Origin of the sequence: Klebsiella sp. 1SOBk10mer (assembly GCF_046602535.1) — a bacterium.
GTDB classification, from domain to species: Bacteria; Pseudomonadota; Gammaproteobacteria; order Enterobacterales; family Enterobacteriaceae; genus Klebsiella; species Klebsiella quasipneumoniae.
The window spans coordinates 314,408-341,306 of sequence record NZ_JBKIUP010000004.1 but is presented as its reverse complement, the minus strand read 5'-3'; the positions used below and the strand labels follow the sequence as shown (position 1 = coordinate 341,306).

At 56.2% G+C, this 26,899-nt stretch carries 23 protein-coding genes and 2 pseudogenes; 13 read left to right on the top strand and 12 right to left on the bottom strand.

From position 1 onward, the window contains the following. Positions 1–2 precede the first annotated feature (2 nt). Complete coding sequence (locus tag ACLH1I_RS14015) at positions 3–821, top strand: hypothetical protein (RefSeq protein ID WP_023304981.1); 819 nt, start codon at positions 3–5, stop codon at positions 819–821. Between the two features lie 338 nt (positions 822–1,159). Beyond that, positions 1,160–1,588: pseudogene (locus tag ACLH1I_RS14010) on the top strand (integrase core domain-containing protein); the annotation flags it as partial. Between the two features lie 106 nt (positions 1,589–1,694). On the opposite strand, the gene ACLH1I_RS14005 reads toward ACLH1I_RS14010, so the two are convergent. The 4 genes from ACLH1I_RS14005 to ACLH1I_RS13990 all read right to left on the bottom strand — a co-directional run bounded on the left by ACLH1I_RS14005 (position 1,695) and on the right by ACLH1I_RS13990 (position 5,777). Then, entirely contained in the window at positions 1,695–2,414 is a 720-nt protein-coding gene (locus tag ACLH1I_RS14005; RefSeq protein ID WP_048325388.1) for a FadR/GntR family transcriptional regulator, read from the bottom strand. A 90-nt stretch (positions 2,415–2,504) separates the two neighbouring features. Beyond that, positions 2,505–3,548: an L-idonate 5-dehydrogenase gene (gene idnD / locus ACLH1I_RS14000; RefSeq protein WP_065802699.1), complete on the bottom strand. Its 1,044-nt coding sequence runs from the start codon at positions 3,546–3,548 to the stop codon at positions 2,505–2,507. A gap of 16 nt (positions 3,549–3,564) precedes the next feature. Further along, positions 3,565–4,926 carry an MFS transporter gene (locus tag ACLH1I_RS13995; RefSeq protein ID WP_065802698.1) on the bottom strand — a complete coding sequence of 454 codons (1,362 nt, stop codon included), beginning with the start codon at positions 4,924–4,926 and terminating at the stop codon, positions 3,565–3,567. An 83-nt stretch (positions 4,927–5,009) separates the two neighbouring features. Then, positions 5,010–5,777: an SDR family oxidoreductase gene (locus tag ACLH1I_RS13990; protein WP_135731488.1), complete on the bottom strand. Its 768-nt coding sequence runs from the start codon at positions 5,775–5,777 to the stop codon at positions 5,010–5,012. A gap of 337 nt (positions 5,778–6,114) precedes the next feature. Between ACLH1I_RS13990 and ACLH1I_RS13985 the strand changes: the two genes are divergently transcribed. The 5 genes and pseudogenes from ACLH1I_RS13985 (at position 6,115) to ACLH1I_RS13965 (ending at position 10,553) form a co-directional block, all read left to right on the top strand. Continuing rightward, positions 6,115–7,368: an enolase C-terminal domain-like protein gene (locus ACLH1I_RS13985; protein WP_048325396.1), complete on the top strand. Its 1,254-nt coding sequence runs from the start codon at positions 6,115–6,117 to the stop codon at positions 7,366–7,368. A 424-nt stretch (positions 7,369–7,792) separates the two neighbouring features. Beyond that, positions 7,793–7,912: pseudogene (locus ACLH1I_RS13980) on the top strand (integrase arm-type DNA-binding domain-containing protein); the annotation flags it as partial. Positions 7,913–8,032: 120 nt separating this feature from the next. Beyond that, a complete protein-coding gene (locus ACLH1I_RS13975) occupies positions 8,033–8,773 on the top strand; it encodes an SDR family oxidoreductase (RefSeq protein WP_048335038.1) in 741 nt (246 codons plus the stop codon). Between the two features lie 401 nt (positions 8,774–9,174). Further along, positions 9,175–9,741, top strand: a complete 567-nt coding sequence (locus ACLH1I_RS13970; protein WP_198079850.1) for a helix-turn-helix domain-containing protein — start codon at positions 9,175–9,177, stop codon at positions 9,739–9,741. Positions 9,742–10,190: 449 nt separating this feature from the next. Next, positions 10,191–10,553: a cupin domain-containing protein gene (locus ACLH1I_RS13965; protein ID WP_049003956.1), complete on the top strand. Its 363-nt coding sequence runs from the start codon at positions 10,191–10,193 to the stop codon at positions 10,551–10,553. A 143-nt stretch (positions 10,554–10,696) separates the two neighbouring features. Here ACLH1I_RS13965 and ACLH1I_RS13960 read toward each other — a convergent pair whose 3' ends face one another. Together ACLH1I_RS13960 and ACLH1I_RS13955 are read right to left on the bottom strand one after the other, a co-directional pair. Further along, positions 10,697–11,497 carry a nucleotidyltransferase domain-containing protein gene (locus tag ACLH1I_RS13960; RefSeq protein ID WP_151629087.1) on the bottom strand — a complete coding sequence of 267 codons (801 nt, stop codon included), beginning with the start codon at positions 11,495–11,497 and terminating at the stop codon, positions 10,697–10,699. A 124-nt stretch (positions 11,498–11,621) separates the two neighbouring features. Further along, on the bottom strand, positions 11,622–12,506 hold the full coding sequence (locus ACLH1I_RS13955; protein WP_151629085.1) for a LysR family transcriptional regulator: 885 nt from the start codon (positions 12,504–12,506) through the stop codon (positions 11,622–11,624). 211 nt (positions 12,507–12,717) lie between these two features. Here ACLH1I_RS13955 and ACLH1I_RS13950 point away from each other — a divergent pair, with 211 nt between their 5' ends. Then, a complete protein-coding gene (locus tag ACLH1I_RS13950; RefSeq protein ID WP_151629083.1) occupies positions 12,718–13,290 on the top strand; it encodes a flavin reductase family protein in 573 nt (190 codons plus the stop codon). Positions 13,291–13,309: 19 nt separating this feature from the next. Here ACLH1I_RS13950 and ACLH1I_RS13945 read toward each other — a convergent pair whose 3' ends face one another. Then, positions 13,310–13,663: a helix-turn-helix domain-containing protein gene (locus ACLH1I_RS13945; RefSeq protein WP_004205765.1), complete on the bottom strand. Its 354-nt coding sequence runs from the start codon at positions 13,661–13,663 to the stop codon at positions 13,310–13,312. A gap of 333 nt (positions 13,664–13,996) precedes the next feature. Here ACLH1I_RS13945 and oqxA point away from each other — a divergent pair, with 333 nt between their 5' ends. Both oqxA and oqxB read left to right on the top strand, forming a co-directional pair. After that, complete coding sequence (oqxA, locus tag ACLH1I_RS13940) at positions 13,997–15,172, top strand: multidrug efflux RND transporter periplasmic adaptor subunit OqxA (RefSeq protein ID WP_085846550.1); 1,176 nt, start codon at positions 13,997–13,999, stop codon at positions 15,170–15,172. Between the two features lie 23 nt (positions 15,173–15,195). Next, positions 15,196–18,348: a multidrug efflux RND transporter permease subunit OqxB gene (oqxB, locus tag ACLH1I_RS13935; RefSeq protein WP_151629078.1), complete on the top strand. Its 3,153-nt coding sequence runs from the start codon at positions 15,196–15,198 to the stop codon at positions 18,346–18,348. 68 nt (positions 18,349–18,416) lie between these two features. Here oqxB and ACLH1I_RS13930 read toward each other — a convergent pair whose 3' ends face one another. The 4 genes from ACLH1I_RS13930 to ACLH1I_RS13915 all read right to left on the bottom strand — a co-directional run bounded on the left by ACLH1I_RS13930 (position 18,417) and on the right by ACLH1I_RS13915 (position 21,382). Next, positions 18,417–18,896, bottom strand: coding sequence for an RrF2 family transcriptional regulator (locus tag ACLH1I_RS13930; RefSeq protein WP_004205761.1), 480 nt, complete (start codon positions 18,894–18,896; stop codon positions 18,417–18,419). Between the two features lie 274 nt (positions 18,897–19,170). Further along, positions 19,171–19,563, bottom strand: a complete 393-nt coding sequence (locus ACLH1I_RS13925; RefSeq protein ID WP_048325404.1) for a DUF6379 domain-containing protein — start codon at positions 19,561–19,563, stop codon at positions 19,171–19,173. Between the two features lie 11 nt (positions 19,564–19,574). Continuing rightward, on the bottom strand, positions 19,575–20,588 hold the full coding sequence (locus tag ACLH1I_RS13920) for a sugar phosphate isomerase/epimerase family protein (RefSeq protein ID WP_048325405.1): 1,014 nt from the start codon (positions 20,586–20,588) through the stop codon (positions 19,575–19,577). Positions 20,589–20,608: 20 nt separating this feature from the next. Beyond that, positions 20,609–21,382, bottom strand: coding sequence for a TIM barrel protein (locus ACLH1I_RS13915; RefSeq protein ID WP_048295375.1), 774 nt, complete (start codon positions 21,380–21,382; stop codon positions 20,609–20,611). Positions 21,383–21,602: 220 nt separating this feature from the next. Here ACLH1I_RS13915 and ACLH1I_RS13910 point away from each other — a divergent pair, with 220 nt between their 5' ends. The 3 genes from ACLH1I_RS13910 (at position 21,603) to ACLH1I_RS13900 (ending at position 26,204) form a co-directional block, all read left to right on the top strand. After that, the gene (locus ACLH1I_RS13910) at positions 21,603–23,060 is read left to right on the top strand and encodes an MFS transporter (protein WP_049115838.1); all 1,458 of its coding nucleotides are present in this window, start codon (positions 21,603–21,605) and stop codon (positions 23,058–23,060) included. A gap of 127 nt (positions 23,061–23,187) precedes the next feature. Further along, positions 23,188–24,687, top strand: coding sequence for a GMC oxidoreductase (locus ACLH1I_RS13905; protein ID WP_151629074.1), 1,500 nt, complete (start codon positions 23,188–23,190; stop codon positions 24,685–24,687). Positions 24,688–24,956: 269 nt separating this feature from the next. After that, positions 24,957–26,204 (top strand): MFS transporter, encoded by a 1,248-nt coding sequence (locus ACLH1I_RS13900; RefSeq protein ID WP_096833922.1) that lies wholly within the window; start codon positions 24,957–24,959, stop codon positions 26,202–26,204. Positions 26,205–26,215: 11 nt separating this feature from the next. On the opposite strand, the gene ACLH1I_RS13895 is transcribed toward ACLH1I_RS13900, so the two are convergent. Next, entirely contained in the window at positions 26,216–26,860 is a 645-nt protein-coding gene (locus tag ACLH1I_RS13895; RefSeq protein ID WP_012967405.1) for a TetR/AcrR family transcriptional regulator, read from the bottom strand. Positions 26,861–26,899 lie beyond the last annotated feature (39 nt).

Genomic DNA, 26,899 nt, shown 5'->3' with positions numbered 1-26,899 from the left:
TAATGTTTGCACTACTAATCATACCGTTGCTTGTCAGTGGTTCGTTGCTAGTTACATCTTCTCATAACATTAAACTCTTCTTCCGCTTACACCGATACGATGGCCAACTTCTCTACATGAAGGTGGCCACGTACGGTTTCTACTCATGCCTCGCGGCGATCGTAGCTGCTTACTCCATCAAATTTCTTTGTCCTGGATTAACTTTCGCTACGTGGCTATCTCACCTCATCGATGGCAGCTCAGACCCAAAAGAAAATCGTATTACCGCTTGGCTAATACTTTTATCGGTGACTACCGTTGGTCTTGCCTGGCTTTGGTTGCAATTCTGCAGACTGCGCATTTACGTTGCCGCCTGGCTAATTACCCATGAGCCGAAAGATGAAGAAAGTATCAACTTTTCAAAGCAAGTCATTAGGCTTAATGAGTTGGGAAAGCTACTCTCTGATGGTTCGCTTGGGCAGTTGTTTTTCGATTCGGCGACCGAAGATAGACCTGTGCTGGTGAGCTTAAAATGTCGAAAGGTCTATGTAGGTACAGTCAACATGATAAGTGAACCTAACGAAAAGCAAGGTCCAAACCTCGAAATTTCAATAAGCCCGATCATGTCTGGGTATCGAGATAAGGATACCTTGAGAGTGCTTTTCTCAAACGACTACAACGATCTAGAAGATGTTGATACCAGCATAATATTCCCGCTCAGCGAAGTATCTCATGCATCCTGGTTCAATATGGACATACATGAAAAGGTCGATAACAACCGAGAGCCTAAACCAATCAGCAACCGAAAGGCCAAACGGAAGTACGGGCGAAGCCGGAAATAAAGATCGCGAATGCGGTCTTTTTTCGCGCCTCCCCTCTCTCGCAGGCCATTTCTACGCCCAAATATTTCAAAATATTGGAGAGAATCAGGACGTTACGAGGACAACGATATGCACGCAAACTGCACGCTGGCATAACTCAGGATGCAGTATTGTTATAAATCATATGGTTATATTACTTTCGGGTGCGGGTTCAACTCCCGCCAGCTCCACCAAAATTCTCCATCGGTGATTACCAGAGTCATCCGATGAAGTCCTAAGAGCCCGCACGGTGCAAGCCCTGCGGGCTTTTTTGTGCCTGTTGTTGTTCGAGAACATCCGGCTAAATCCTGTGATTATTGGTATACGATTTCACAAAGGAGTGTCTGTCGATCACGGCTGCTTTCGGTATTTCAGGTGTTCAGGTCACGCATATTCTGGACAGCATCGCACTATTTCGGGGCTACCCGGCGACAATAAGAACCGATCAGGGCCCCGAATTTACCTGCAGCGAACTGGATCAATGGGCCTTTGAACATAGTGTTGAGTTACGCTTAATCCAGCCGGGCAAGCCAACTTAGAACGGATTTATAGAGAGTTTCAACGGTCGCTTTCGGGATGAATACCTGAATGAGAACTGGTTCAGCGAAGTTCTTCATGCCCGGAAAATTATTCATGACTGGCGGCATGACTATAACGAGTCCAATCCTCATTCATCGCTGAATTACCAGATGACATCTGAATTTGCAGCAGGCTGGCGAAACAGGAAACATGAAGAAAAATCAACCTGAAGGTTATATCTAATACTGGAGGCAGATCAATAAAACGAAACACCAGCAGGCAGATGATTTCCCAGATAAAAGCAACAGCTATTCAGGTTACAGCCTGGAATTGCGATCATTTATCCCCAGAGATATCTATAGATTTAATTTTTTCAATAGCAACAACATTTCCAGACATCGCTTCATTGAGAACTTGTACAGCAGAACTAGCATCGCGGTTCTTAATGGACATGTAGACCTTAATATGAGCCTCCACGCTCTCAAGAGTAATACCCAGTGCACGGTTGAGCTCTTCAAGATAATAGTAATAGATATCTTTAATTGAGCTCATAACATTGTAAAAGACACTATTATGGGAGGCCTTGACAATGGCCAGATGGAACTCGTAATCCGCTTCTGAATACTTTTTATAGTCACCCTTGTTGATCAGCATATTGTTCAATGCTTCTTCGAGCTGACGAATATCGTCTTCGGTAGCGTTCAAGACCGCGAGTTCCACACATTTAAATTCCACGGTTTGGCGGAAAATCATCATATCGTGAAATTCTTCGCGACTCAGGTGCATGATTGGACGGGGCTCGTTACTCAACATGTGTGGAGTGAAGTTTTCGCTCACGTAGCTGCCGCTACCCTGCCGTGTCACCACTATCCCAAGATCACGAAAACGCTGTACCGCACTACGTACACTGACACGGCTAACGTTAAATGAGGCAGTTAGCTCCGCTTCCGAAGGTAAACGACTACCTGGCGCCCAGCTGCCGTCCAGCAGCTTGCTGCATATCTGATCATAAATTTCATTTACAACATTTTGTTTTTGAATGGATTTTATGCTCAAGATGGGTATCCGTTAAGATGTCGCTGAAGTAATTTATTGTATAACACTTCACTTTTAAGAACAAAGCGCCCGGCTGGACGCTTTTCACCGTTAATCGAAACGAATGAGCACCTTAGCAGAGACATTTTTGTCTGTGGCGGTAATCAATGCGTCTTCAATTTGCTGGGGCGGGAACTCGGCGCTGATAAGCGGGCGAGGATCGACACGACCATCTTCCAGCCAGCGTACCGCGGTGATGAACTCACCGATAAAACGGAATGACCCGACCCAATTGAGTTCTTTAACCAGCATCGGAGACACTGGCCAGCTTACCGCGCTGGCGCCCATCCCCACCTGAACGATGGTGCCTGCAGGGCGGGTGAAATCGACGGTGGATGTCACGGCAATCGGCGCGCCAGAGGCCTCAAACACGACATCAAAATAGCCTTTATGCTGCTGATAATAGACAACCTGTTCTTCAACCCGCGGATCCATCACCGCAGTGGCCCCCATCTGGCGAGCCAGTTCCAGGCAGCGAGGGCTGAGATCGGACGCCACCACTTCAGATGCTCCTGCACTGCGCGCCGCCGCGACGATCAGACAACCAATGGGGCCTGCGCCAATCACCAGTACGCGTTTGCCGGTCAACTGGCCCGCCTTTTTTACTGCATGAATAGCGACCGCCAGCGGTTCCGAAAAGGCCATCACGTTTGCAGGCACGCGCCTATCGTAAGGAATACATTGCTCCGGTTTTACCACCACGTATTCAGAAAAACCGCCATTGACATGTGGATTGAACTGCGCGCTGCCCATAAAGCACATGGAGCCGCACAGATTTTGATGGCCGGAAAGGCACATCTCGCACTGATTGCAGGGGCTGGACGGGTTCACAGCAACCGTCTGGCCAACTTTCAGCTCGCTGCCCGCTGGCACTTTGCTGATCACGCCAACAAACTCATGGCCAATCACCATCGGATGCTTGAGGACAGACATCCCCGCGCGGCCATGCTGATAGTAGTGGATATCAGAGCCACAGATGCCGCCGCAAGCGACCTTCACGACGACATCATATTCATCATGCTCGATTTCACGTGATTCAAAGCGTACGTCTTTTTCCGCATGGGCCAGACAAGCGTTACAGGTTATTTTTCCCATTTTGATGATGACCTCATTATTTGTTGGCAGTTGCCGGATTAATGGTATTCTTATCCACGGTGTCGGCATTCTTTTTTTCAGGCAGGATCACTTCAATCTTTCCCACCAAGAATATGTAGGCTAATAAGCCCAGTCCGGCGACGCCTGCGATATACCACATGGCGTACTGGAAGTTTTGCGTGCGCTGGAGAATAACCCCAATAACAATTGGGCTAACGATCCCAGAAAGGTTCCCGCAAATATTTAAAAAGCCGCCCATCGTGCCAAGGAAATTACGAGGAATCACATCGCTCCAGACCACCCAACCCAGGTTTGAAAAGGCGTTAGCAAAGAACGCAACAGACAGAATGATAATCGCAATAACCGGCTGGTTTTCAAAGAAATTGACCAGACCGATAATCATGGTGACGCATAGGCCAGCCATAACGGGTAATTTTCGTGCCAACGTTCGGGATTTTCCTTTTTTCAGCAGCATGTCGCTTAGCGTACCGCCACAAAGCACCCCCAGCATCGCCATAATATAGGGAAGCATAGCACCCACCCCGGCTTTTGAAATAGAGAGATGCAGCCCTTTTTCCAGGTAAACAATAAACCAGGTCAGGAAAAAATAGAGTGTAGACGAGCAGGCAAACTGGGTGATGAACAGGCCCCAAATCGTTTTTTTGCTGAGGAAGAACTTAATATCTTGCCAGCTGATTTTTGCACTCACGGAGGATTGGTTCGCCGAACCATAGCCGCCGCCTGCTTTGATATAATCCAGTTCTGCCTGGTTCACAGCGGTGCTGTGCTGTGGATCGCGGTAATACATAAGCCAGTAGATGCCAAACAGAATCCCGGCGCCCCCGGACAGATAAAACGACATTTCCCAACCGTAATTAGCCACAATAAAGGCGAGGGCAGGTGTCAGCAGCGCGAGACCAAGGTATTGTGCACTGGAATAAATCGCGGTCGCACGGGCTCGCTCATGGTCTGGGAACCAGGTTGCGATTATTTTCGTGTTAGACGGGAAGGACGGTGCTTCGGCAACACCAATTAATGCGCGGCAGGCCAGAAGCATGGCAAATGAAGCGGTTGCCGTCGCGAATAAATTGTGTGAGGCGAACCCCATCATAAAGGTAAAAATACTCCACAGAATAATTGCACCACCGTAAAGAATACGTGAGCCAATGCGATCAAGAACATAGCCGACAGGAATTTGACTGGCGGCGTAGGCCCAGGTAAACATGGAGAAAAGCAAACCCAGTTGTGTTGGCGTCAGACTGAAATCATTCTGGATATTCGAACCAGCAACGGCAAGATTGGCGCGATCCATATAATTAATTGCAGTCACAATAAACAGCAATGTGAGAATAAAGAGTCGTTGTCTTGAAGCCTTCATAATGATACCTGTGTTATATCGGCATGCATCGGGGTGAACACATGCCATCAATTTTAAAGGCGGGTAGGTAGAGTACGGGCGGCTTATAACACGGCGAGCCAGCCACCATCGACGTAAATAATCTGCCCGTTGATATAATCGGATGCTCTGGATGATAAGAAGACGGCCGTGCCGATAAGCTCATCCGGACGACCCCAGCGCTGAGAGGGGTTGCTGCTTTTCACCCAGGCGTCGAACTGTTTGTCTTCGATAAGTGCAGTGTTCATATCCGTCAGAATGTAGCCCGGCCCAATGGCGTTGGTCTGGATATTAAACTGTGCCCATTCTGCGGCCATCGAGCAGGTGAGCATTTTGATACCGCCTTTTGCCGCCGTGTACGGGGCAACGGTCGGTCGTGCAGCCTGGCTGGTAAGCGAGCCAATATTAATGATTTTGCCGCCACTGTTACGGGCCATCATCCGTTTTGCCGCCGCGCGGGACACCAGAAATGCGCTGGTCAGGTTAGTGTCGATCACCTTCTGCCAGCTTTCCAGCTCCAGTTCGACCATCGGTTTACGGTACTGAATACCGGCGTTATTGATCAGGATATCCACACTGATCCCTTCTGCATCGAGTTTGCTAAAAGCCGCCTCAATCGCCTGTTCATCGGTGACGTCAAAAGCCACGCCTTGTGCGTCGTAACCCTTGCTTGTCAGTGTATCCACGGATTCGGCCAGCAGTGTGTCGCGAATATCATTCAGGATGACCCGTGCGCCTGCAGCGGCAAGGCCCTCTGCGTAGGCAAAGCCCAGTCCGCGTGCAGAACCCGTCACCAGCGCCGTTTTCCCGGTTAAATCAAATAAAGCGTTCATGTTGTTTCCTCATTCGTTTAATTTGTATGACGACTGTCTTTTTTAAGGTTGAATTTTCATCCTGACAAAATCAACAGTTCACCTATGAATTTGCAACAAGGATCACAAACAGCTCCACTTCGCGATCATGTTATTAATATTAAATTATTGAATTATAAGTATTTGTTTAATTTTAATTGAACGCAATTTGATCGCTATCACAGAATGGCACTCTAAGCGATCCTTTGTAAAAGAAGCGTGATATAACAGCACCAAGTTGTAGGACAACTTACAAATATACACCATGTCATCCACAACGGTATGACATGCGGTAAATTCGCTGAGTTGAGGAGAGAAAGTGAGTAACCTGAAAATCACTAACGTGAAAACAATTCTGACGGCGCCGGGCGGCATTGATTTGGCGGTCGTTAAGATAGAAACCAATGAGCCGGGGTTGTATGGGCTGGGATGCGCGACCTTTACGCAGCGTATCTTCGCGGTAAAAAACGCGATCGATGAGTACATGGCGCCTTTTCTGATCGGCAAAGATCCGACCCGTATTGAGGACATCTGGCAGTCAGGCGCGGTGAGCGGTTACTGGCGCAATGGCCCGATCATGAACAATGCATTGTCCGGCGTGGACATGGCGCTGTGGGATATCAAAGGTAAGCTGGCGGGGATGCCAGTTTATGATCTGCTGGGCGGCAAATGCCGTGATGGGATCCCATTGTACTGTCACACTGACGGTGGCGATGAAGTTGAAGTGGAAGATAACATCCGCGCCAGAATGGAAGAAGGCTACCAGTACGTTCGCTGCCAGATGGGAATGTATGGTGGTGCGGGGACCGATGACCTCAAACTGATCGCCACGCAGCTGGCACGTGCGAAGAACATTCAGCCGAAACGTTCACCGCGCAGCAAAACGCCTGGCATCTACTTTGACCCGGATGCCTACGCCAAAAGCGTTCCGCGTCTGTTCGACCACCTGCGTAACAAGCTCGGTTTTGGCATCGAATTTATTCATGATGTCCATGAGCGCGTCACCCCGGTGGCCGCCATTAACCTTGCAAAGACACTGGAACAATATCAATTGTTTTATCTCGAAGACCCAGTCGCACCGGAAAATATCGACTGGTTGAAAATGCTGCGCCAGCAGTCTTCCACGCCAATATCCATGGGCGAACTGTTTGTCAATGTTAATGAGTGGAAGCCGCTCATCGACAACAAACTGATCGACTACATTCGTTGTCATGTGAGCACCATCGGCGGTATCACGCCGGCGAAGAAACTCGCTGTCTATAGCGAACTGAACGGCGTGCGTACCGCGTGGCACGGTCCTGGTGATATTTCACCAGTCGGGGTCTGCGCCAATATGCATCTGGATCTGAGTTCACCGAACTTCGGCATTCAGGAATACACGCCCATGAACGACGCGCTGCGTGATGTCTTCCCGGGTTGCCCGGAGATTGACCTCGGCTATGCCTACCTGAACGATAAGCCTGGCTTGGGTATCGACATTGATGAAGCCGAGGCGGCGAAATACCCGTGCGAGGGGGGGATCCCTTCCTGGACAATGGCGCGCACACCTGACGGCACGGCTTCAAGACCGTAAATAATAAAGACCCGGCTTAAATTTGCCGGGTCTTTATTACAGCTAGCCACTCAAAATAATGAGTCCGACGAATCACCATAAAAATCCAACGCATAAATACGCCTTTCCCTATCAATACCGTCACCACTCTTTTTGCGCCTTCCCTTCTAAGCAACCTATAAACATCCCCAACAGAATTGATCTACTCCTGCACTAATTACGCCGCTGCCAGCCCATCGGTGATTACCAGAGTCATCCGATGAAGTCCTGAAAGCCCGCACGGCGCAAGCCCTGCGGGTTTTTTTGTTACCTGTGCGGTCATATTCTCTGTATCAATCTCGAGCATCATCTATGCTTGTTTTGCACTACGATGCCATATCGTAAAAAACCATGGTGCAAAAACATACCTAACCAATTGAAATACCAAACTAATACCGAGTAGCAACTACGCGATGGCGACGGGCTGGCGTTGTTGATTAAGCCATTCGGCAGAAAGATCTGGTTCTTCAAATACACTCCCCCGGCGCTGAAAAAAAGGGCCACCATCAGCATTGGACCCCACCCCGCTTGGTGCCAAATGCCAACGCTGCAGCCATAATCTCACCATGGCGTGATGTAACAGATGACGACTGATGGTTATCTTCGTCAGGTACGTGATGTTTCTAAAGACAAAGAAAGGCGAATCATGGGCAGATTTCAAGGTAAACGCATCCTTATCACTGGCGGTACCAGCGGTATGGGATTTGCAGGCGCACTGCGCATTGTTAGTGAGGGCGGCAATGTTGCCATTACGGGCCTCAATGATGAAAGGCTGAAGCGCGCCCGTAGTCTACTGCCTGAATCATCTCTCATTCTGAAAAACGATGCAGCCAGCGAAGCAGATATAAGCGTTCTTCAGGCAGCGATAAGCGGCTGGGGTTCACTCGACGGACTATGGCTTAATGCTGGCTTCGCAGAAGTAGGTGCTCCGGAATCGGTGACAGCGGATGCTTTTAACCGCATGATGAATGCTAACGTCCGCGGCCCGATGCTGCAGCTTGCCGCTCTTTCTGGATCCCTCAATTCAGGCGCGTCTGTTCTTGTCACCTCATCTTCATCTGTATATGAAGGTGCGGCAATGACCAGCCTCTATGCAGCAACGAAAGGCGCAGTTGTCGCAATGGTTAAAAGCTGGGCCTCTGCGCTGGCTGTGCGGGGTATTCGCGCCAATACGCTGGTACCGGGTCCGATCGAAACGAACTTTAGACATTTCATGCCGGAAGAGTCGCGTCAGCAGTTTGAGGATTTTGTTGTCAGCCAGGTCCCCCTCGGCCGGGCAGGAACCGCGGAAGAAGCCTCTGCTGTCGCACTTTTCCTGCTTTCTGATGATGCATCCTATGTCACCGGCAGTCAGTACGCGGTAGATGGCGGGCTGGTGCATTACTAGATATGGCAACACCGGCATCATTTCCTGATTCAGATCCTCAAACCCCCACTGTAGAAGTGGGGAAAATAACGGCCCCTGCTTACATCAATAAACAATCCGTTACTCCAGAATCATCCATTTTTCGCTTAAAACAGCCCGGCAATATCCGAACGCAACGAACAGATTCAATGTGCAATATCTCCCGTTACCCAGACTGCCCATCAAACCGGTGAACACCAAAATGGTTCATTTGAAAGGATAAACGTGGTATTCAGGCATGGCGGGCGCGTGAAGAATCACTGACTGTTGATGCAGCGATGACATATCAGGCCAGCGACAGCAGTGTTATGTCCCTACCGCAATCTCAACTGGGCGGGGCGTTTATTCGGATGAGAAGGACTCACTCGGGGAGGGGGGCAATAATGGCAGATTCAGAACGCGATAAACCAGCTGCGTTGTCATTAAATATCGGCAGTAAAATAAGACGACTACGGCAGTCCCGGGGGATTTCGTTAAACGATCTGTCTAAATTGTCAGGGGTTTCAAAGGGAGCGTTATCCAAGCTGGAATCAGGATCTTCCAGTCCCCGAGTTGATACGCTGGACGCTATCGCCACCGCGTTACGTTTACCGGTCGGCGATTTGCTAAGCGGCAGCAGGATGTATCCCCGCTTTGAAAAATATCGCCCTGTGCCGGGCGATTATTCGCAAATGATGAAATTCCGCATCGGCCCCGGCAATACCTCCGAGATATGGTTGCTGCAAATGGAACCGCGGGTCACCATCCACAGCCCCGGACATTCAGAGGGGGCGCATGAACATATTCTGGTACACAGCGGAACTCTGCGCCTGCGCTTGAGCCAGTATGAAGTCATCACCCTGGAGCCCGGGGATTTTTATGCCTTCTCTGCGGAGATTGCGCACACGTACAGCGCAACGGAAACGGCGGTTAGCGCGATGGTGGTGATGACTCACCTCGAGCCCGGTTAACTCCGCCGCGCCATTATCGGACCTGGAGACCTGAGATATGGCGCCAGAGTTTCGGGCATCTGTTCACTTAAAGAAACAAAAACGGTCCGCTGAATGCCTGAGGGAAAATTATTTTAAAAATAAAATTAATTAAATTCAGTCGATTGATTGCGAACTGATAAATATCTTCCCCCGTCATCGGGAAACCCGTTGTTCAGTTTGCGGGTTAACTGTATTGTTATTTCGAACAGCAGAGCCGGCCTGCTTGCGCTGTATTTTCCCACAAAGCAAAGCAGGCGTAATAGCCGGAAAGCTGGCCATAACACGGTCACTTTCCTGATGATCCTGGCGTCTTTTTATTAGCGATCAATATCGCCTAACCCGGCTGTGCGCCGTGCGGCCCAATGCCTGCTCTTTTTTTATGACGAAATCAACCCACCCGCATTAAATATGTGTGACGGAGAAGATGAATGCGTAAAGTTAATTTAAAAGACAGTTTTGCTCTGTTCAGCGATTACTGGAGCCCGAAAGTTGTCGGCGAAATGAATAACGAATATGTCAAACTGGCTAAATTATCCGGAAAATTTGACTGGCATCATCATGAACAGGAGGACGAGCTTTTTCTTGTGGTCAGCGGCCGCTTGCGAATGGGCTTAAGAACAGGCGATATTATTCTTGATGCCGGTGAGTTTATTATTGTGCCGAAAGGAACTGAGCATTGTCCTGAAGCGTTAACCGAAGAGTGCTGCGTCGTTTTACTGGAGCCAAAATCGACCCTGAATACGGGTAATATCGTCAATGAACGTACCGTGCGTGAACTGGATAAACTCTAATCGTCTGGCTGTGCGGAACAAACCGGGCCAGGGGTCGTTTTAGCGTTACCAATTACCCGCCCCCCCTCTCAGGATAAGACCACCCACAACATCTCGCACAACCCTTGCACCCTCCGGCCGCGTCCGCGGCCGGAGGGATAGATTTACCCCTTGGCAGAATACGCGTCCAGCATGGCTAGGACCGCCCGACGCGCCGCATCGTCTGCGATATTGTCAGGCAGCGCATCAGCCCGCAGATTGACATAAGCGTCAGCAGCCCTTCGGATGGCAATCCCGACAGAGTGACGATCGTGCGTTGCCAGGGTGGAAGTCAGCAGGCCATCGGGATCAATGCCGAGGGCTTCTATTCGGCGAACGCCGCGTTGCGGTAGATTGGCACGACGGAACAGCATCGGCCCCAGTACTTGTTCCCGGAAGAAAGACAGCATCCCCAGCGCTTCGAAGAGTTCGCCCCTGCCCAGTTTAACCACGGCATAATGCAGCCAGATCCAGGCTCGGGACTCAAACCACTCCGGCGTCATGTTCGGCCAGTGCGCGCTAAATTTTGCCAGCTGTCGCTCGAGAGCATCGTGATCTCGGGTAAATAGCACGGCAGGCTCTTCAACGCGCTGAGTGAGCATGTCCAGGGTGATAAATTTGAGATCGACATGCAGAAGTTGCGGGCCAAACAGACAGATCAGCAGGCGAGGCTCGCCGACGTGTTCCCCGGTGAAAGCATGTAGCAGATGGCCGAGGGTTCCGGCGAACGCCATACGCTGAGCCATGATTTCGTCATAATAGAGAGGGTCGACCACCACCACGAAATCGAGATCGGAGTATTGATCAAACCCGCCATGGATAAACGAGCCGCCGGCGAGAAGGGCGAGGATCCGCGGGTCAGACTGTAATTTAAGCTTCAGTTGCTCTGCAAAACTTCTGTGTAAATCGGGGAGCGTATTAAACATACTTTTTCCTGTTCACAAAAAAGACAAAGCATTACAGAATATCGAGCGATTCATCAGCAGACCAGATATTTCTGCTGGAACCCTACCCTCCATCGCGAAGCGCTAAATGCAAGCAATACTCCCCTCAAACCACCTCGCTCATCCACTCAGCAAACGCCCGCACGGCGGGAGAGAGAAAACGCTGGTGCGGATAGAGCAAAGTGACGGGTACCGGGGGCGGCTGCCAGTCCGTCAGCACTTCCACCAGTCTCCCCTCCTGCAGGTGGTCAGCAACGATATTCTCCGCCAGCTGCGCCAGCCCGAAGCCCGCCAGGCACATTTTTATATAGAGCCCCGTTTCATTCACCGCGGCGGTGCCGCTGACGGGTACAGAAAAAGTCTCGCCGTGGCGAACGAAGCGGAACTCATCGGCCCGCCTCGCCTGGCCGGAGAAATAATGCACCGCCCGGTGCCGAGAGAGCGCCTCCGGTGACGGCGGCACGCCATATTCCCGAAGATAGTCCGGTGACGCGCAGGTCACCCAGCGAAAGCGGCCCAGAGGCCGGGCCACCAGGCTGGAGTTGTTCAGCTCTCCCGTGCGTATCACGCAGTCGATGCCTTCCTGAATGAGATCGACCGGCCGATCGCTGACGCCGATCATCAGGTAGATGTCAGGGTAGCGTCGGTAAAAGTCTTGCAGATGGGGCATGACGATGAAATGCGCGATGCCCGCGGGCATATCAACCCGCAGACGCCCCTGAGGCCGCGCGACAGACTCGCCCAGGCTGGATTCGCTATGTTCGATGAGGGCGAGAATTTCCCGGCACTGCGCCAGATACTGCATCCCTTCCGGAGTCAGGCTCACCCGCCTTGTGGTCCGGTTCAGCAGCCGCACCTTCAGGTACTTCTCAAGGCTTTTAATGGTACTGGTGACAGTGGAGGCAGGCAGGGAAAGGGTTTCCGCGGCACGCACGAAGCTCCCTGCCTCTGCGACGCGCATAAACATCTGCATAGCCTGGATACGATCCACCTTCTTTCTCTCCTGTAGCGAGCAGCTTACCGACAGATGGCATGATTATTCGTTGATTATGAATAATGAAAACAATTTAGGCATCTTTTTGCGCTTAATCGCCTGGCGTATCGTTGCACGGTGGATGACGAATGAGGGGTTGAAAATGACCATGACCTCAACAAATATCCATACAATCAACAAATTAAATAACACGCATAAAGGAAAAGTCATGTCCGTTCAGGCTGTCGAATTACGTAAGGCCTATCGTTTATTGCAGGTCGGGTCCACCACCATGATTTCCGCAAAATATGATGGCGTCGAAAATGTCATGTCAGCCGCCTGGGTTGGGCTGGCAGGCGAGCGAAAAGTGGTGGCCTATATCGGCACCCAGGCCTTCACTCGTCAGCTGGTGGAAAAGAGCGGCTATTTCGTCGTGCAGATCCCCGTAGTCAGCCAGATGGCAACCGTCCTCTACGCTGGCGGGCGCAGCTATGCCGATGCGCCGGATAAAAACGACACCATCCCCTTCTTTTATCAGCCGGAGTTCGATCTCCCCCTTGTCGCCGACTGCGCGGGCTGGCTGGTGTGTAAAGTGATGCCTTACCCGGACATCCAGCAACAGCACAATCTGTTTATGGGTGACATCGTCGCCGCCTGGAGCGATGACCGGGTATTCCGTAACGGGCACTGGATTTTTGATGATGCGCCGGACGAGCTGCGGACCGTTCACTATGTCGCTGGCGGGCAGTTCTATGCCATCGGCAAAGGCAGCAAATTCGATCATGGACCGGGTAAGGACTGACCCTCCCCGGTCATGAAGATCACTGACGAGATGTCTGCGCGGCAGAGCGGCTGATACTCCGGCGCCAGACGCCGGGCGCCTGGCCATACTGGCGCTTGAAGCTGCGGTTGAAGGACTGCTGGGAGTCAAAGCCGAGGGCGATCGCCACGTTGAGGATCGGCTCGTTGCTGTGGGCTAAGCGTTCAACCGATTTTTGCAGCTTTTGCGCCCGGATATACTCCCCGAGGGGGTGCCCGGTATGTTCTTTGAAGATCCGCTGCAGGTGCCACTTCGAATAGCCGGCTCGCCGGGCAACGGTATCAATATCCAGACGGCTATCAAGATGGTTGTCGATCCAGTCGATCAGATCCTGAATGATGGCGCCAGTGTTCATCATATTTCCCCCTCGCGGCCGGTTAAAAGCATCTTTAGCAGTTGCATTAAAAGGTGGCCTGGTTTTACACAAAATGCAAGTTTTATTGTTGCATTTAAAACCCTGCCAGGATCGCGCCTTTTTTCTCCGGCGAGGATCGCACATAAAGTGCAACAATTATTCTTGCACTTAGTTAAGCGCCTTCCTACAATCGCCGCGATAGTGTATTCGAAATTGTTACAATTTTGTGGCGATGATCGACACAAATGGCCTTAAGCCAGCCCGGACAAAGGAAGTGGCGCAACCTCTCAGGCTGCGTCTTGCCCGGCGGCTACAATGACTGGAATAAAAATAATGAGCCTGCAAAAAACCTGGGGAAACATTCACCTGACCGCGCTCGGCGCGATGATGCTCTCCTTTCTGCTCGTCGGCTGCGACGACAGCGTCGCGCAAAACGCCGCGCCGCCCGCGCCTGCCGTCAGCGCCGCTAAGGTGTTGGTGAAGTCGATCAGTCAGTGGGATAGTTTTAACGGTCGCATTGAAGCGGTGGAGAGCGTTCAGCTCCGCCCCCGCGTCTCGGGATATATTGATAAAGTGAATTATACCGACGGCCAGGAGGTGAAAAAGGGCCAGGTGCTGTTCACGATAGACGACAGAACCTATCGCGCCGCGCTGGAGCAGGCGCAGGCGACGCTGGCGAGAGCCAAAACGCAGGCCAGTCTGGCGCAAAGCGAGGCGAACCGCACCGATAAATTAGTGCATACCAACCTCGTCTCCCGTGAAGAGTGGGAGCAGCGCCGGTCAGCCGCGGTTCAGGCCCAGGCCGATATTCGCGCCGCGCAGGCGGCGGTGGATGCCGCGCAGCTTAACCTCGACTTCACCAAAGTGACTGCCCCTATCGACGGCCGCGCCAGCCGGGCGCTGATCACCAGCGGCAACCTGGTCACGGCGGGCGACACCGCAAGCGTGCTCACCACCCTGGTCTCGCAGAAGACGGTGTACGTCTACTTTGACGTCGACGAGTCCACCTACCTGCACTATCAGAATCTCGCCCGCCGCGGGCAAAGCGCCTCCAGCGATAATCAGGCGCTTCCGGTGGAGATTGGCCTGGTTGGCGAAGAGGGCTATCCCCATCAGGGCAAAGTGGATTTTCTCGATAATCAGTTAACGCCGAGCACCGGCACCATCCGCATGCGCGCCCTGCTGGATAACTCGCAGCGGCTGTTCACGCCGGGGCTGTTTGCCCGCGTGCGTCTGCCGGGCAGCGCGGCGTTCCAGGCTACGCTTATCGACGACAAAGCGGTGCTCACCGATCAGGACCGCAAATATGTCTATATCGTTGATAAAGATGGCAAAGCGCAGCGACGTGATATCACGCCGGGGCGGCTGGTCGACGGTTTACGCATCGTGAAGCAGGGTCTGAAGCCTGGGGATAGCGTCATCGTCGACGGCTTACAAAAAGTGTTTATGCCGGGTATGCCGGTTAACGCCAAAACCGTTGCCATGACCCCCAGCGCCGCCCTCAACTGATCCCTTATCAGAGAATCCAAGACATGGACTTTTCCCGCTTTTTTATCGACAGGCCCATTTTCGCCGCGGTGCTGTCGATTTTAATTTTTATCATCGGGTTAATCGCCATCCCGCTGCTGCCGGTGAGCGAATATCCTGACGTCGTGCCGCCCAGCGTGCAGGTGCGCGCGGAGTATCCCGGCGCCAACCCGAAAGTGATCGCCGAGACCGTGGCGACGCCGCTGGAGGAAGCGATCAACGGCGTTGAAAACATGATGTACATGAAATCGGTCGCCGGCTCCGACGGCGTGCTGGTGACCACCGTGACCTTCCGCCCGGGTACCGACCCGGATCAGGCGCAGGTTCAGGTGCAGAACCGGGTCGCGCAGGCCGAGGCGCGTCTGCCGGAGGATGTGCGCCGTCTGGGGATCACCACCCAGAAACAGTCCCCGACGCTGACCCTGGTGGTACATCTGTTTTCGCCAAACGGTAAGTACGACTCGCTGTATATGCGCAACTACGCCACGCTGAAGGTGAAGGATGAGCTGGCGCGCCTGCCCGGCGTCGGCCAGATCCAGATATTTGGCTCCGGCGAATACGCGATGCGCGTCTGGCTGGATCCCAACAAGGTGGCCGCCCGCGGTCTGACGGCCTCGGATGTGGTGACGGCGATGCAGGAGCAAAACGTCCAGGTCTCCGCCGGTCAGCTTGGCGCCGAGCCGCTGCCGCAGGAGAGCGATTTCCTGATCTCGATTAACGCCCAGGGCCGTCTGCATACCGAAGAAGAGTTTGGCAATATCATTCTGAAAACGGCGCAGGACGGCTCGCTGGTCCGCCTGCGCGACGTGGCGCGCATCGAGATGGGTTCCGGTAGCTATGCGCTGCGCTCCCAGCTCAACAATAAGGATGCGGTCGGGATCGGTATCTTCCAGTCCCCTGGGGCTAACGCCATCGATTTGTCGAACGCCGTGCGTGCCAAAATGGCCGAGCTGGCCACCCGCTTCCCGGAAGATATGAAATGGGCGGCGCCGTACGACCCGACGGTTTTCGTCCGCGACTCCATCCGCGCGGTGGTGCAGACGCTGCTGGAGGCGGTCGTGCTGGTGGTACTGGTGGTGATCCTGTTCCTGCAGACCTGGCGCGCATCGATTATCCCGCTGATCGCGGTGCCGGTATCGGTGGTCGGTACCTTCAGCATTCTCTATCTGCTGGGCTTCTCGCTGAATACCCTGAGCCTGTTCGGGCTGGTACTGGCGATTGGTATCGTGGTGGATGACGCCATCGTGGTGGTGGAAAACGTCGAGCGCAATATCGAAGAGGGGCTTGCGCCGCTTGCCGCGGCGCATCAGGCGATGCGAGAGGTCTCCGGGCCGATTATCGCTATTGCGCTGGTGCTGTGCGCGGTGTTCGTGCCAATGGCGTTTCTCTCAGGCGTTACCGGTCAGTTCTACAAGCAGTTTGCGGTGACCATCGCCATCTCCACGGTGATCTCGGCCATCAACTCGCTGACGCTCTCCCCGGCGCTGGCGGCCCTGCTGTTAAAGCCGCACGGCGCGAAGAAAGACCTCCCTACCCGGCTGATCGATCGTCTGTTTGGCTGGATTTTCCGTCCGTTTAACCGCTTTTTCCTGCGCAGCTCAAACGGCTATCAGGGGCTGGTGAGCAAAACCCTCGGTCGCCGTGGCGCAGTGTTTGTGGTGTACCTGCTGCTGCTCTGCGCCGCAGGGGTGATGTTTAAAGTCGTTCCCGGCGGATTTATTCCCACCCAGGACAAACTGTACCTGATTGGCGGCGTGAAGATGCCGGAAGGTTCGTCGCTGGCGCGCACCGATGCGGTGATCCGCAAAATGAGCGAGATCGGGATGAATACCGAAGGGGTCGATTATGCGGTCGCCTTCCCCGGTCTTAACGCGCTGCAGTTCACCAACACGCCGAATGCCGGGACGGTCTTTTTTGGCCTGAAACCGTTCGACCAGCGCAAACACTCGGCGGCGGAAATCAATGCGGAAATCAACGCTAAAATCGCGCAAATCCAGCAGGGCTTTGGCTTCTCCATCCTGCCGCCGCCGATTTTAGGACTGGGTCAGGGCTCCGGCTACTCCCTTTACATCCAGGATCGCGGTGGGCTGGGCTATGGCGCGCTGCAAAGCGCGGTGAATGCGATGTCCGGGACGATTATGCAGACGCCGGGGATGCACTTCCCAATCTCGACCTACCAGGCTAACGTGCCGCAGCTGGACGTGCAGGTCGATCGCGATAAGGCGAAAGCGCAGGGGGTATCGCTGACCGATCTGTTCGGCACGCTGCAGACCTATCTCGGCTCGTCTTATGTCAATGACTTTAACCAGTTCGGGCGTACCTGGCGCGTGATGGCCCAGGCTGACGGACCATACCGCGAGAGCGTGGAAGATATCGCCAATCTGCGCACCCGCAATAATCAGGGCGAAATGGTGCCGATCGGCAGTATGGTGAATATCAGTACCACCTACGGGCCGGATCCGGTGATCCGCTACAACGGTTATCCGGCGGCGGACCTGATTGGCGATGCCGATCCGCGCGTTCTCTCCTCCTCGCAGGCGATGACGCTGCTGGACGCCATGTCTAAACAGGTGCTGCCGAATGGGATGAATATTGAATGGACGGATCTCAGCTTCCAGCAGGCCACTCAGGGCAACACGGCGCTGATCGTCTTCCCGGTGGCGGTGCTGCTGGCGTTCCTCGTGCTGGCAGCGCTGTATGAAAGCTGGACCCTGCCGCTGGCGGTGATCCTTATCGTGCCGATGACGATGCTCTCCGCGCTATTTGGCGTCTGGCTGACCGGGGGCGATAACAACGTCTTCGTGCAGGTGGGGCTGGTGGTCCTGATGGGCCTGGCCTGTAAAAACGCCATTCTGATCGTCGAGTTTGCCCGCGAGCTGGAGATTCAGGGCAAAGGCATCATGGAGGCCGCGCTGGAGGCGTGCCGCCTGCGTCTGCGCCCGATTGTGATGACCTCCATCGCCTTTATCGCCGGGACCATTCCGCTGATCCTCGGCCACGGCGCAGGAGCGGAAGTTCGCGGCGTCACCGGGATCACGGTGTTCTCCGGGATGCTGGGGGTGACGCTGTTCGGTCTGTTCCTGACACCGGTGTTTTACGTGACGCTACGGAAACTGGTGACCCGCAGTAAGCCGATCCAGGAGGATCTGCCCGCCTAGCCTGCAGCAGATAACAAAAAACCGCCTTCACAATTTGAAGGCGGTTTTTTTTCGTCACCAGAAAATGATTAATGCGCTTTTTTAAACCGGGCGATCATTTCCGGTACCGGGTCGCAGCCGCTGGTATCGGCGTTTTTGAGCGCCTCCAGCGCGCTGGCCACGGTATGGCGAGCGAGAACGTTCAGCGAAGCCTGCTCCGCTTCGTCAGCGACCGATTTGAAGTACCAGCAGGCGTTGGCGCTGACCACGCAGCGAGCCGGGACCTCAGGACGCGACGCCCACAGTTTTTTATCTTCGATAACGGAAAGGTAGATATCACGCAGAGTGATTTTGTCCGCCGGGCGGCCAAGATGAATAGAGCCGTTGCGGCCAAGCGTGGAGACAATGATGCCGTCACGGGTGAGCGGAACCATTAATTTGCGGATAAAGCTCGGGTTGGCTTCCAGGCCGTAGGCCAGAATCGCACTCGTTGAACGTTCACCCATCTGCTCCGCCATTGCTACGCTGAGAACCATCTGCAAAGCTGTCGGGAAGCGGTAATCTAACATGGTTTTGTCCTGGATTGCGGTGAATCTTGTTCTTTTTGGCACCGCAGAGGTGAGTAATCAATGAACAACAATATAACAAATACGGGAATTTTTTTGAAGCAATCTGCGGTTAGCCTGCGAAGTAAATTTTCTGATTTCGTCCGCAAAGACGGGCTGAGAAACCGCGCTCTTCCGTACCGGTTTTACTGAACGGCAATCTCCTCACCGTTTCCCAGTGGCTGCCCCCTGCGTTAAAGAAATCCGCTGCCATAACGGCAGCGGATCCTGCAGGGTGTTATGCCGTTAATTCCAGCTCGGTTTCAAAGGTGGTCACCGGCACAAACGGCAGATAGGAGATCCGCAGCCTCTCGGCCACCTTCAGGCGATGCCAGCCAGCCGGCAGGCCACCGGGTTTGAGCACCGTGATGGTCGCCTTTTCACCGAAGTTCCACCGGTCGTCGTAGACGCTCTCCAGCTCGTCGAGCGTCCACTCCCGGCCGCGCAGCGCCAGGCGGATCGCCTGCCGCGGGATGGCTTCGCCGTTGAGGGTCACGGCGATATCTTCCACCATCGACAGACCCAGACCGCGGTAGTAAGGCAGACGGGCCAAAAAGCGCACGCCGATAACTTCTCCGTCGCGGGTGACGTTACTGAAACCTTCGCGGCAGATAATATGCTGATCAAACATGATAATGCTCCTTACTTGCCCAGCAGCGCCGGGGGTGGGGTTTCATCTAACAGGCGACAGAACATCAGCTGCTGGCGGCGGACCTGCTCCAGGCTGTCCACCTCCTGCGCGTCTTCCACCCAGCGGTTGCCTTCATACTCGGAGCACACATACCCCTCATAGCCGCCCTTCTGCAGCACGCGGAAGATCTCATCGTAGGGAATCGACCACTCGCTTATCTCATCGGTCATCTCATAGAATTTGGCATGAATGTTGTGGATCCGCGGCATAAAATCGAGCATCCGCTTCGGCTCGAACGCCGCGTTGTGGCGCAGCGTTTCCGCCATCGCCAGCTGCGGGCCCGGTCCCCATTTTTGCATCACATCCAGGATCACGTATTCGCTGAGCGTCCGCTCCTCATAGGCTTTCTCGATAAAATCCGCTGCCGCCTGTGGGCAACCGTTACGAATAAAGCGCTCTTTCCACACCCGCGGGAAGCGGGCTAAAAACATTCCCATATCCGGCAGGAAGCCCAGCGCCCGGGTATTGGCTTTTTCATAGGCTTCGGCATGACGAATAATCCACGGATGATCGAAATGCAGCGGGGCGTGCACTTCCAGCAGAATGGTGATCCCTTTGTCTTCCGCATACGGCGCCGCCGCCACCAGCACCTCCGGCGCCACGGAAACCAGAGAGCGGATAAAGCGCATGCCCAGCCGGGCGGCAAAATCGATGTCGTTTTGCACGCTGCGCACCTGCTCGTCAAACGGCATCGGCCGGTCTTTATAACGCTTATAGTCGAGCATAAAGTCATGGCACACCGGCACCGTGTCATGGCGCTGCATCAGACGGTGCCAGTCGGCGATCGCCGCCTCCGGCATGCCGCACTCCGGCCAGCCGGCGAAGGTCTGTTCGCCGACGACTTCAATCCCGCGGGCGCCGAACGCCGCGCAGTGACCGATCGCCTGATCGAGGGACATCTTGCCGAGATAGGTCTCATTCTGAAAACTGTACAGACTGACGCCGCGTTTTATTTTCTGAGTCATAAAAGTACCAGGTAAGTTGGTTAACAGGATAAGCCGGTCGCTTCGCGGGCGCGGGCCACCGAGGCCGCTGCGGGCAGCGACGGTTTATACTCCAGGCCAATGGCCCCGTTGTAGCCCAGGCGTTGCAGCCGGGCGATCACATTGGGCCACTCGCCGCTGCGCGGATCCGGTTCGTTACGATCCGGCGCCTGCGCTATCTGCACGTGCCCCACCCGATGCATTCTGCCGCCGAGCACCTCCTCCATCTCCTCTTCCATCACCATCGAGTGATAGACGTCAAACAGTAGCTGCAGCCGCGGGCTGTCGACCGCCTCGATAATGTCCAGCGCCAGCCGAGTATTGTTTAAGAACATCCCCGGATGATCGATGCGGGTGTTGAGCGGCTCCAGCAGCAGAGTGACCCCGGCGGCTTCCGCCAGCGTCGCCGCCTGGCGCAGGATGTGGATCGCCTGCGCCTGCTGTTCGGCGATCGCCACCCCTTCGCGGCTGAAGCCGGAGGCCACCACCAGCGGCGGCGACCCCAGCTGGCGCGAGACCGCCAGGCTGTCGCTCACTGCCGCCAGAAACTGCTCATGCTCCGCCGGATCCACCAGGCTGCGCCGGGGCTCCACCACGAAGCTCGACAGCGTCACGCCGGTCTCCTCCAGCGCCTGCGCCAGCGCCGCCAGCGGTTTATCACGCCAGAGATGAAACTCAACATGGCTGAATCCCTGCGCTTTCGCTGCCCGGACCCGATCGCTGAAATCGGGATACTCTTCACGAAACAGCCATTCAATACATGCGGACAAATACATCCGACCCCCTTCTCTACTTGCCAGAACAAAACAAACAAAATTAGAATAAGAATTCTTATTCTGTTTCGAAGCGGCAGTGTGACGCCTTCCCTTCTGGCGTCGCGGTCAACAGCAGGATCCGACGCGGCATAACCAGAATGAGTGCTCTAATTCTAATCTCTGGTTGCTATAAATTGTCAACATCATTTAACAAGTTTTTAACCAAATCTGAAGGTACATCATGCTCAATAACGCTTCGGCGGCCACGGTTCAGGCGCCTCCCTATACCAGCGAGCGGCAGCGCACGCTGGCCACGCTGGTGGTTTCGATAGCGCTGGTGCTGGAGATCATCGACGTCTCGATCATTAATGTCGCCATCCCGGTGGTACAGCGGGATCTGCTCGCCAGCCCGCGGCAAATTGAATGGGTGGTCACCGGCTACCTGTTCTTTTTCTCCATTCTGCTGCTCACCGGCGGTCGGCTCGGCGATCTGTATGGCTACCGGCGGCTGTTTATCAGCGGCCTGCTGGCGTTTGGTGCCGCATCGGCCGGCTGCGGACTGGCCGCCAGCCCGGAGATGCTGGTGGCGATGCGTATTGCGCAGGGGGCCAGCGGGGCGATGATGGGCCCGCAAATTCTCTCCCTGATGCAGGTGCTGTATCGCCCGCACGAGCGTTTCCGGGTGATGAGTATTTTCGGCCTGCTCGGCGGCGCCGCCGGGATCCTCGGCCCGGTGCTCGGCGGGATCATCATCGAAAGCAATCTGTTCGGCCTCAGCTGGCGGCCGATCTTTTTGATCAACGTGCCGGTGATCGTTATCGCCGTCGCTCTCGCCTGGCGGGCGCTGCCGGCGGTGCGCAGCCCGGAGGCCAAAGGTATCGATCCGCTGGGAACCCTGCTGGCGGTGGTGGGCGGCGGCGCGCTGCTGCTCACCTTGATCGAAGGCCCCGCCCTGCGCTGGCCGCTATGGATGGCGCTGCCGCCGCTGCTGTCGCTCATCACGGTGTCACTCCTCTGGCGTCATCTGCTGGGCCGTGAACGCCGGGGCGGCACACTGCTGTTGCCCCCCGCGGTGCTGCGCGACCGCTTCTTTCGCGCCGGGATCGTCATCACCCTGCTCTATCAGCTGACCACCGCCTCGCTGCTGCTGGCCACCGCGCTGGTGCTGCAGAGCGGACTGGGCTTCAGCCCGTTCCATACCGCCCTGCTGCACATCCCCTTCGCCCTTGGGGCGATGTTTTCCATCGCCGTCGCCGGCCGCCGGCTATCGCCTCGTCTTGGGCGTAACGTGACGCTGGTCGGGGTGGCCGTGCAGATGAGCGGCCTGCTGCTGATGGGCTACGGGATCGCCACGGCGCCGGGGACGCTGGCGCTGACCGCGCTGGGTCTAGGGTTCGGCCTGTGTGGCTGTGGGATGGGGCTTATCTCCGCCCCGCTGCCGGCCTTTGCCATGGCGGCGATCCCGGTGGCCCACGCCGGCGCGGCGTCGGGATTATTTCGCACCGGCCAGCAGTTTGGCGCCGCCCTCGGCATGGCGACCCTCGGCGGCTTCTATCTGGCGCAAAGCGCCTCCGCGCCGGACGCCTGGCGCGGGGCGTTTATCACTCTGCTGACCCTTGGCGCCCTGATCCTGCTGGCGATTGCCGCCCTCAGCCGCCTGCTGCCCGTCTCGGTGCTTCCCCCGGCGGGTAAGCCATGACCTATCGCGTCCGGCAATGGCTGCTATCATGAGGAACCATTTATCAGGACGCACAAAGCTGTAGTACCTATTTTCTGTACACCTGCAACGGGCATGCGCCCGGAGAACAACAAAGGCATGGACTGATATGGATGAAAACATCGATGTACTGATCATTGGCAGCGGCCCGGTGGGCGCCACTTTCGCGCGGCGGATTGCCGATCGCCGCGCCGCGCGGATCCTGATGGTGGAAGCCGGCGAAGCGCTGACGTCCGCGACCGGGGTTAATATCCGCAACCTGGCGCCAGCGCAGCGGGAAACGGCCTACGACCGCGTCCGGGCGTTTCCGCTGGCCGCCCTGCCGGAGAACCTGCCGGCAGACGCCCTGCAGGCACGGCCCGGCACCCACCTTCTCGACCCGGCGGCGCCCCACAGCGGCATGCCGGCCGCCGCGCTCTCCACTAACCTCGGCGGCATGGGCGTCCACTGGACCTGCGCCTGTCCGCGACCGGGCGGCAGCGAAGTCATTCCCTTCCTCGATCCGCGGGAGATGGCCGACGCCTGGGAGTCGGCTGAGCATTATCTGCAGGTGACCCGCGAAGGATTTCCGGCCACCGCCATCGGCCGGCAAATCGTCGATGCCCTTAATCAGCACTTCGCCAGCGACCGTCCGCCGGCGCGGCTGGCGCAGCCTATGCCGCTGGCCTGCGCTGCGACGCCGGAGGGCAAGCCGCGCTGGTCCGGCGTCGACGTGGTGCTTGGCGAGCTGGCGGAGGAAGAGACCCGCCGCCAGCGCGGGGTGGAGATCCGTACCGCCACCCTGTGCACCCGGATCCTCAGTGAAGACGGCGTCGCCTGCGGGGCGGAGCTGCGCGATCTGCGTACCGGCGAGCAGTACGTGGTGACGGCCAAAGCGGTAGTGGTCGCCGCCGATGCGCTGCGTACCCCTCAGCTGCTGTACGCCTCGGGCATCCGCCCGCGGGCGCTGGGGCGCTGGCTCAACGACCAGCCGCAGGTGATCGCCCTGATTGAAGTGGACGCCCCGCCGGCCGCCGCCTCGCTGACCTCCCCGCTGCGCGACGGACGGGACAATGTCTCCGGCGTCACCTGGCTGCCGTTCCATGAGCCTGATTTCCCGTTCCACGGTCAGCTGATGCAGATGGATACTTCGCCGATCGCCTTTACCCAGCCGCCGGGGACTGCGACGAAGCCGGTGGTGGGCCTGGGGCTGTTTCTCGCCAAGGAGCTGCGCGAGGAGGATCGAATCGTCTTCAGTGATGACACCGACGCCGTAGGGCTGCCGAAAATGCAGCTTAACTATCAGTTAACCGACGGCGATCGCCGGCGTTTACAGCAGGCGGTGGCAGTGACCGAACGCGTCGGCGCCGCGCTGGGCCGCGTCGCGCCTGGCGGTGAGGCCATTATCCTGCCGGCGGGCACCTCGCTGCATTACCAGGGAACTTGTCGCCTGGGAGAAGCGAACGACGGCACCAGCGTGGCCGACCGCCGCTCGCGGGTGTGGGGTTTTCACAATCTGTACGTCGGCGGCAACGGCGTGATCCCCACCCCAACCGCCTGCAACCCGACGCTGACCAGCGTCGCGCTGGCGATCCTCGCCGCTGACGATATCGTGGCGCGCCTGCTGTAGCGCCTCTGGCTTACCGGGGCAAAAGCGGCCCCGGCTCCTCGCGAAAGGCGACATCGGTCGCCTTTTTATTGCCGCAAAACCCACATAAAACCAATGGTATTTTTGTTTGTGATGGATCACATACGTAATCACAATTTTTCCCCGCGCCGTTCCTGCTCCTACTCTTAAATCCGCGGCTATTCCCGCCGCCACCTGTATCCCTGACCTGCATACTAAAAAACCGCGCCGCCGCCAACGACAGGCGACCCGCGCGATAAAAGGAGAACGTCGTGAGCCATAGCCTGAATCCGCCCCACGCGCCACAAGCCGGCGCGATCCAGGGCATCATCATCGCCCTGACCGCCTTTCTGCCCATCCTGGCGATCGTTTCCCTGGCGCCGGCGGTCCCGACGCTGATCCAGCACTTCGCCGGGGTGCCTTATGTCGAAACCCTGGTGCCGCTGATGCTCACCGCGCCCGGTCTGGTGATCGCCATCGCCGGGCCCTGCACCGGCTGGCTGGCGGATAAATTTGGCCGCCGCAAACTGCTGCTCAGCGCCACGCTGCTGTATGGCATCTGCGGCACAATGCCGCTGTACATCACCTCCCTGACCGGCATCTTTTGCAGCCGCCTCGGCGTCGGGCTGGCGGAGGCGGTGGTGTTGACCATCGCTAACACCATGCTGATTGATTACTTTGACGACAAACAGCGCCGCTTCTGGCTGACGGTACAGGGGGTGATTGGCCCTGCGCTGGCGGTGCTGGTGCTGGCCAGCTCCGGCTATCTGACCGCCCTGCGCTGGAACGGCGCCTTTATGATCTACTTTGTCGCCATCCTGCTGTTTCTGGCGATGTACTTCTGGATGTTCGAACCCGCTCAGGCGGCCCGTCCGCAGCACGCCGCCCAGGCGGTGCAGCATAATCCGTTTCCGTGGCCGCGAGTGATCGCCCTCAGCGTGCTCACCTTTGTCTGCGCCATCATTTATTACGTGTACACCATCAACGGCGCCAACGCCTTTCATACCCTGCAAAACGCCAGCCCGCAGCGTATTGGCCTGATTATGTCGCTGGTCAGCCTCGCCGTGCCGGTCGGTTCGCTGCTGTTCGGTCTGGTCTCCCGCCGCTATACGCCGGAGCGAGTGCTCGCCATCATGCTCTGCCTGATGGGGATCGGAATGCTGGTGGTGGGCGAATCGCGGACGCTGATCGCCATGGGGATCGGCTCCGCCATCCAGCAGCTGGGTGCCGGCATGGCGATTAATGCGATGATTTACTGGGTAGGGTCGTTGATTCCGCCCGCCTACTGTGGCCGGGCGATGGGCGCCTGGTCCGGGGCCTTCTTCGCGGGCATGTTCGTCAGCCCGATTATCGTCGGCGCGATCCGCCTGCGGGCCGGGAACGATGTGCTGAGCGCCTTCCTGACGCTCGGCATCGCGGCGCTGGTGCTGGCCGCCGCGATATTTCTTTATACCTTCTCCCGCCATAGCCAGCGCCTGCGTCAGCACAAGCAGGCCAGCGCCTGGCAGTTAGCGAAGTAAAATCCCGCGGCTTAGCCGGCCTCGACGGGGGTAACCAGATAGCTCAGACACATCATGCCCAGATGGCGTTTGAGCTGTTCCCAGTCGCCCTCACCGGCGGCTTCTGCCGCCGACCCCAGGCCGAGGAAGCGCGCCAGCGCGGCATAAGAAACCGTAAAGCAGAAGCGGGCGGCCTGCTCTGGCTCCGGGTGGCGGATCTCCGCCGCGGCGTCGAGCAGCTGGTCGATGAAGGTCTGCTCGTTTTTCTGGTAAGCGGCTTTACCAATCCCCGCCACGCGCTCATCATCCGCCCGCGCCATAAACGGCCGCAGGATCCCGGCATGGCGCCGCAGATACTCCGCCTGGACATCCATCAGCGCCGGAAGCCGCTGGCGCAGCGGCAGATTGCGCGCGTGCAGCTGCTGGATCAGCTGCTGCCATTCGGCGTCCAGCTCCTGCATCACCTCCATCATGACGGCGATAAACAGATCTTCTTTGCCGCCGAAGCGGGCATAAATCGAGCCGACAGAAACGCCCGAGCGTTTACTGATTTCAGCAATGGTCAGCAGCTCAAAGGTGCCTTCATGCAGGATTTCACGGCTGGCGGCCATCAGCCGCTCCAGCGCCACCCGGCTCCGGTCCTGTTTCGGCTGGCGCATCGCGGGAAGATCGGTCATCGCAGTTCTCACCTCTTTATCCATAGAAAACCCCCGCAG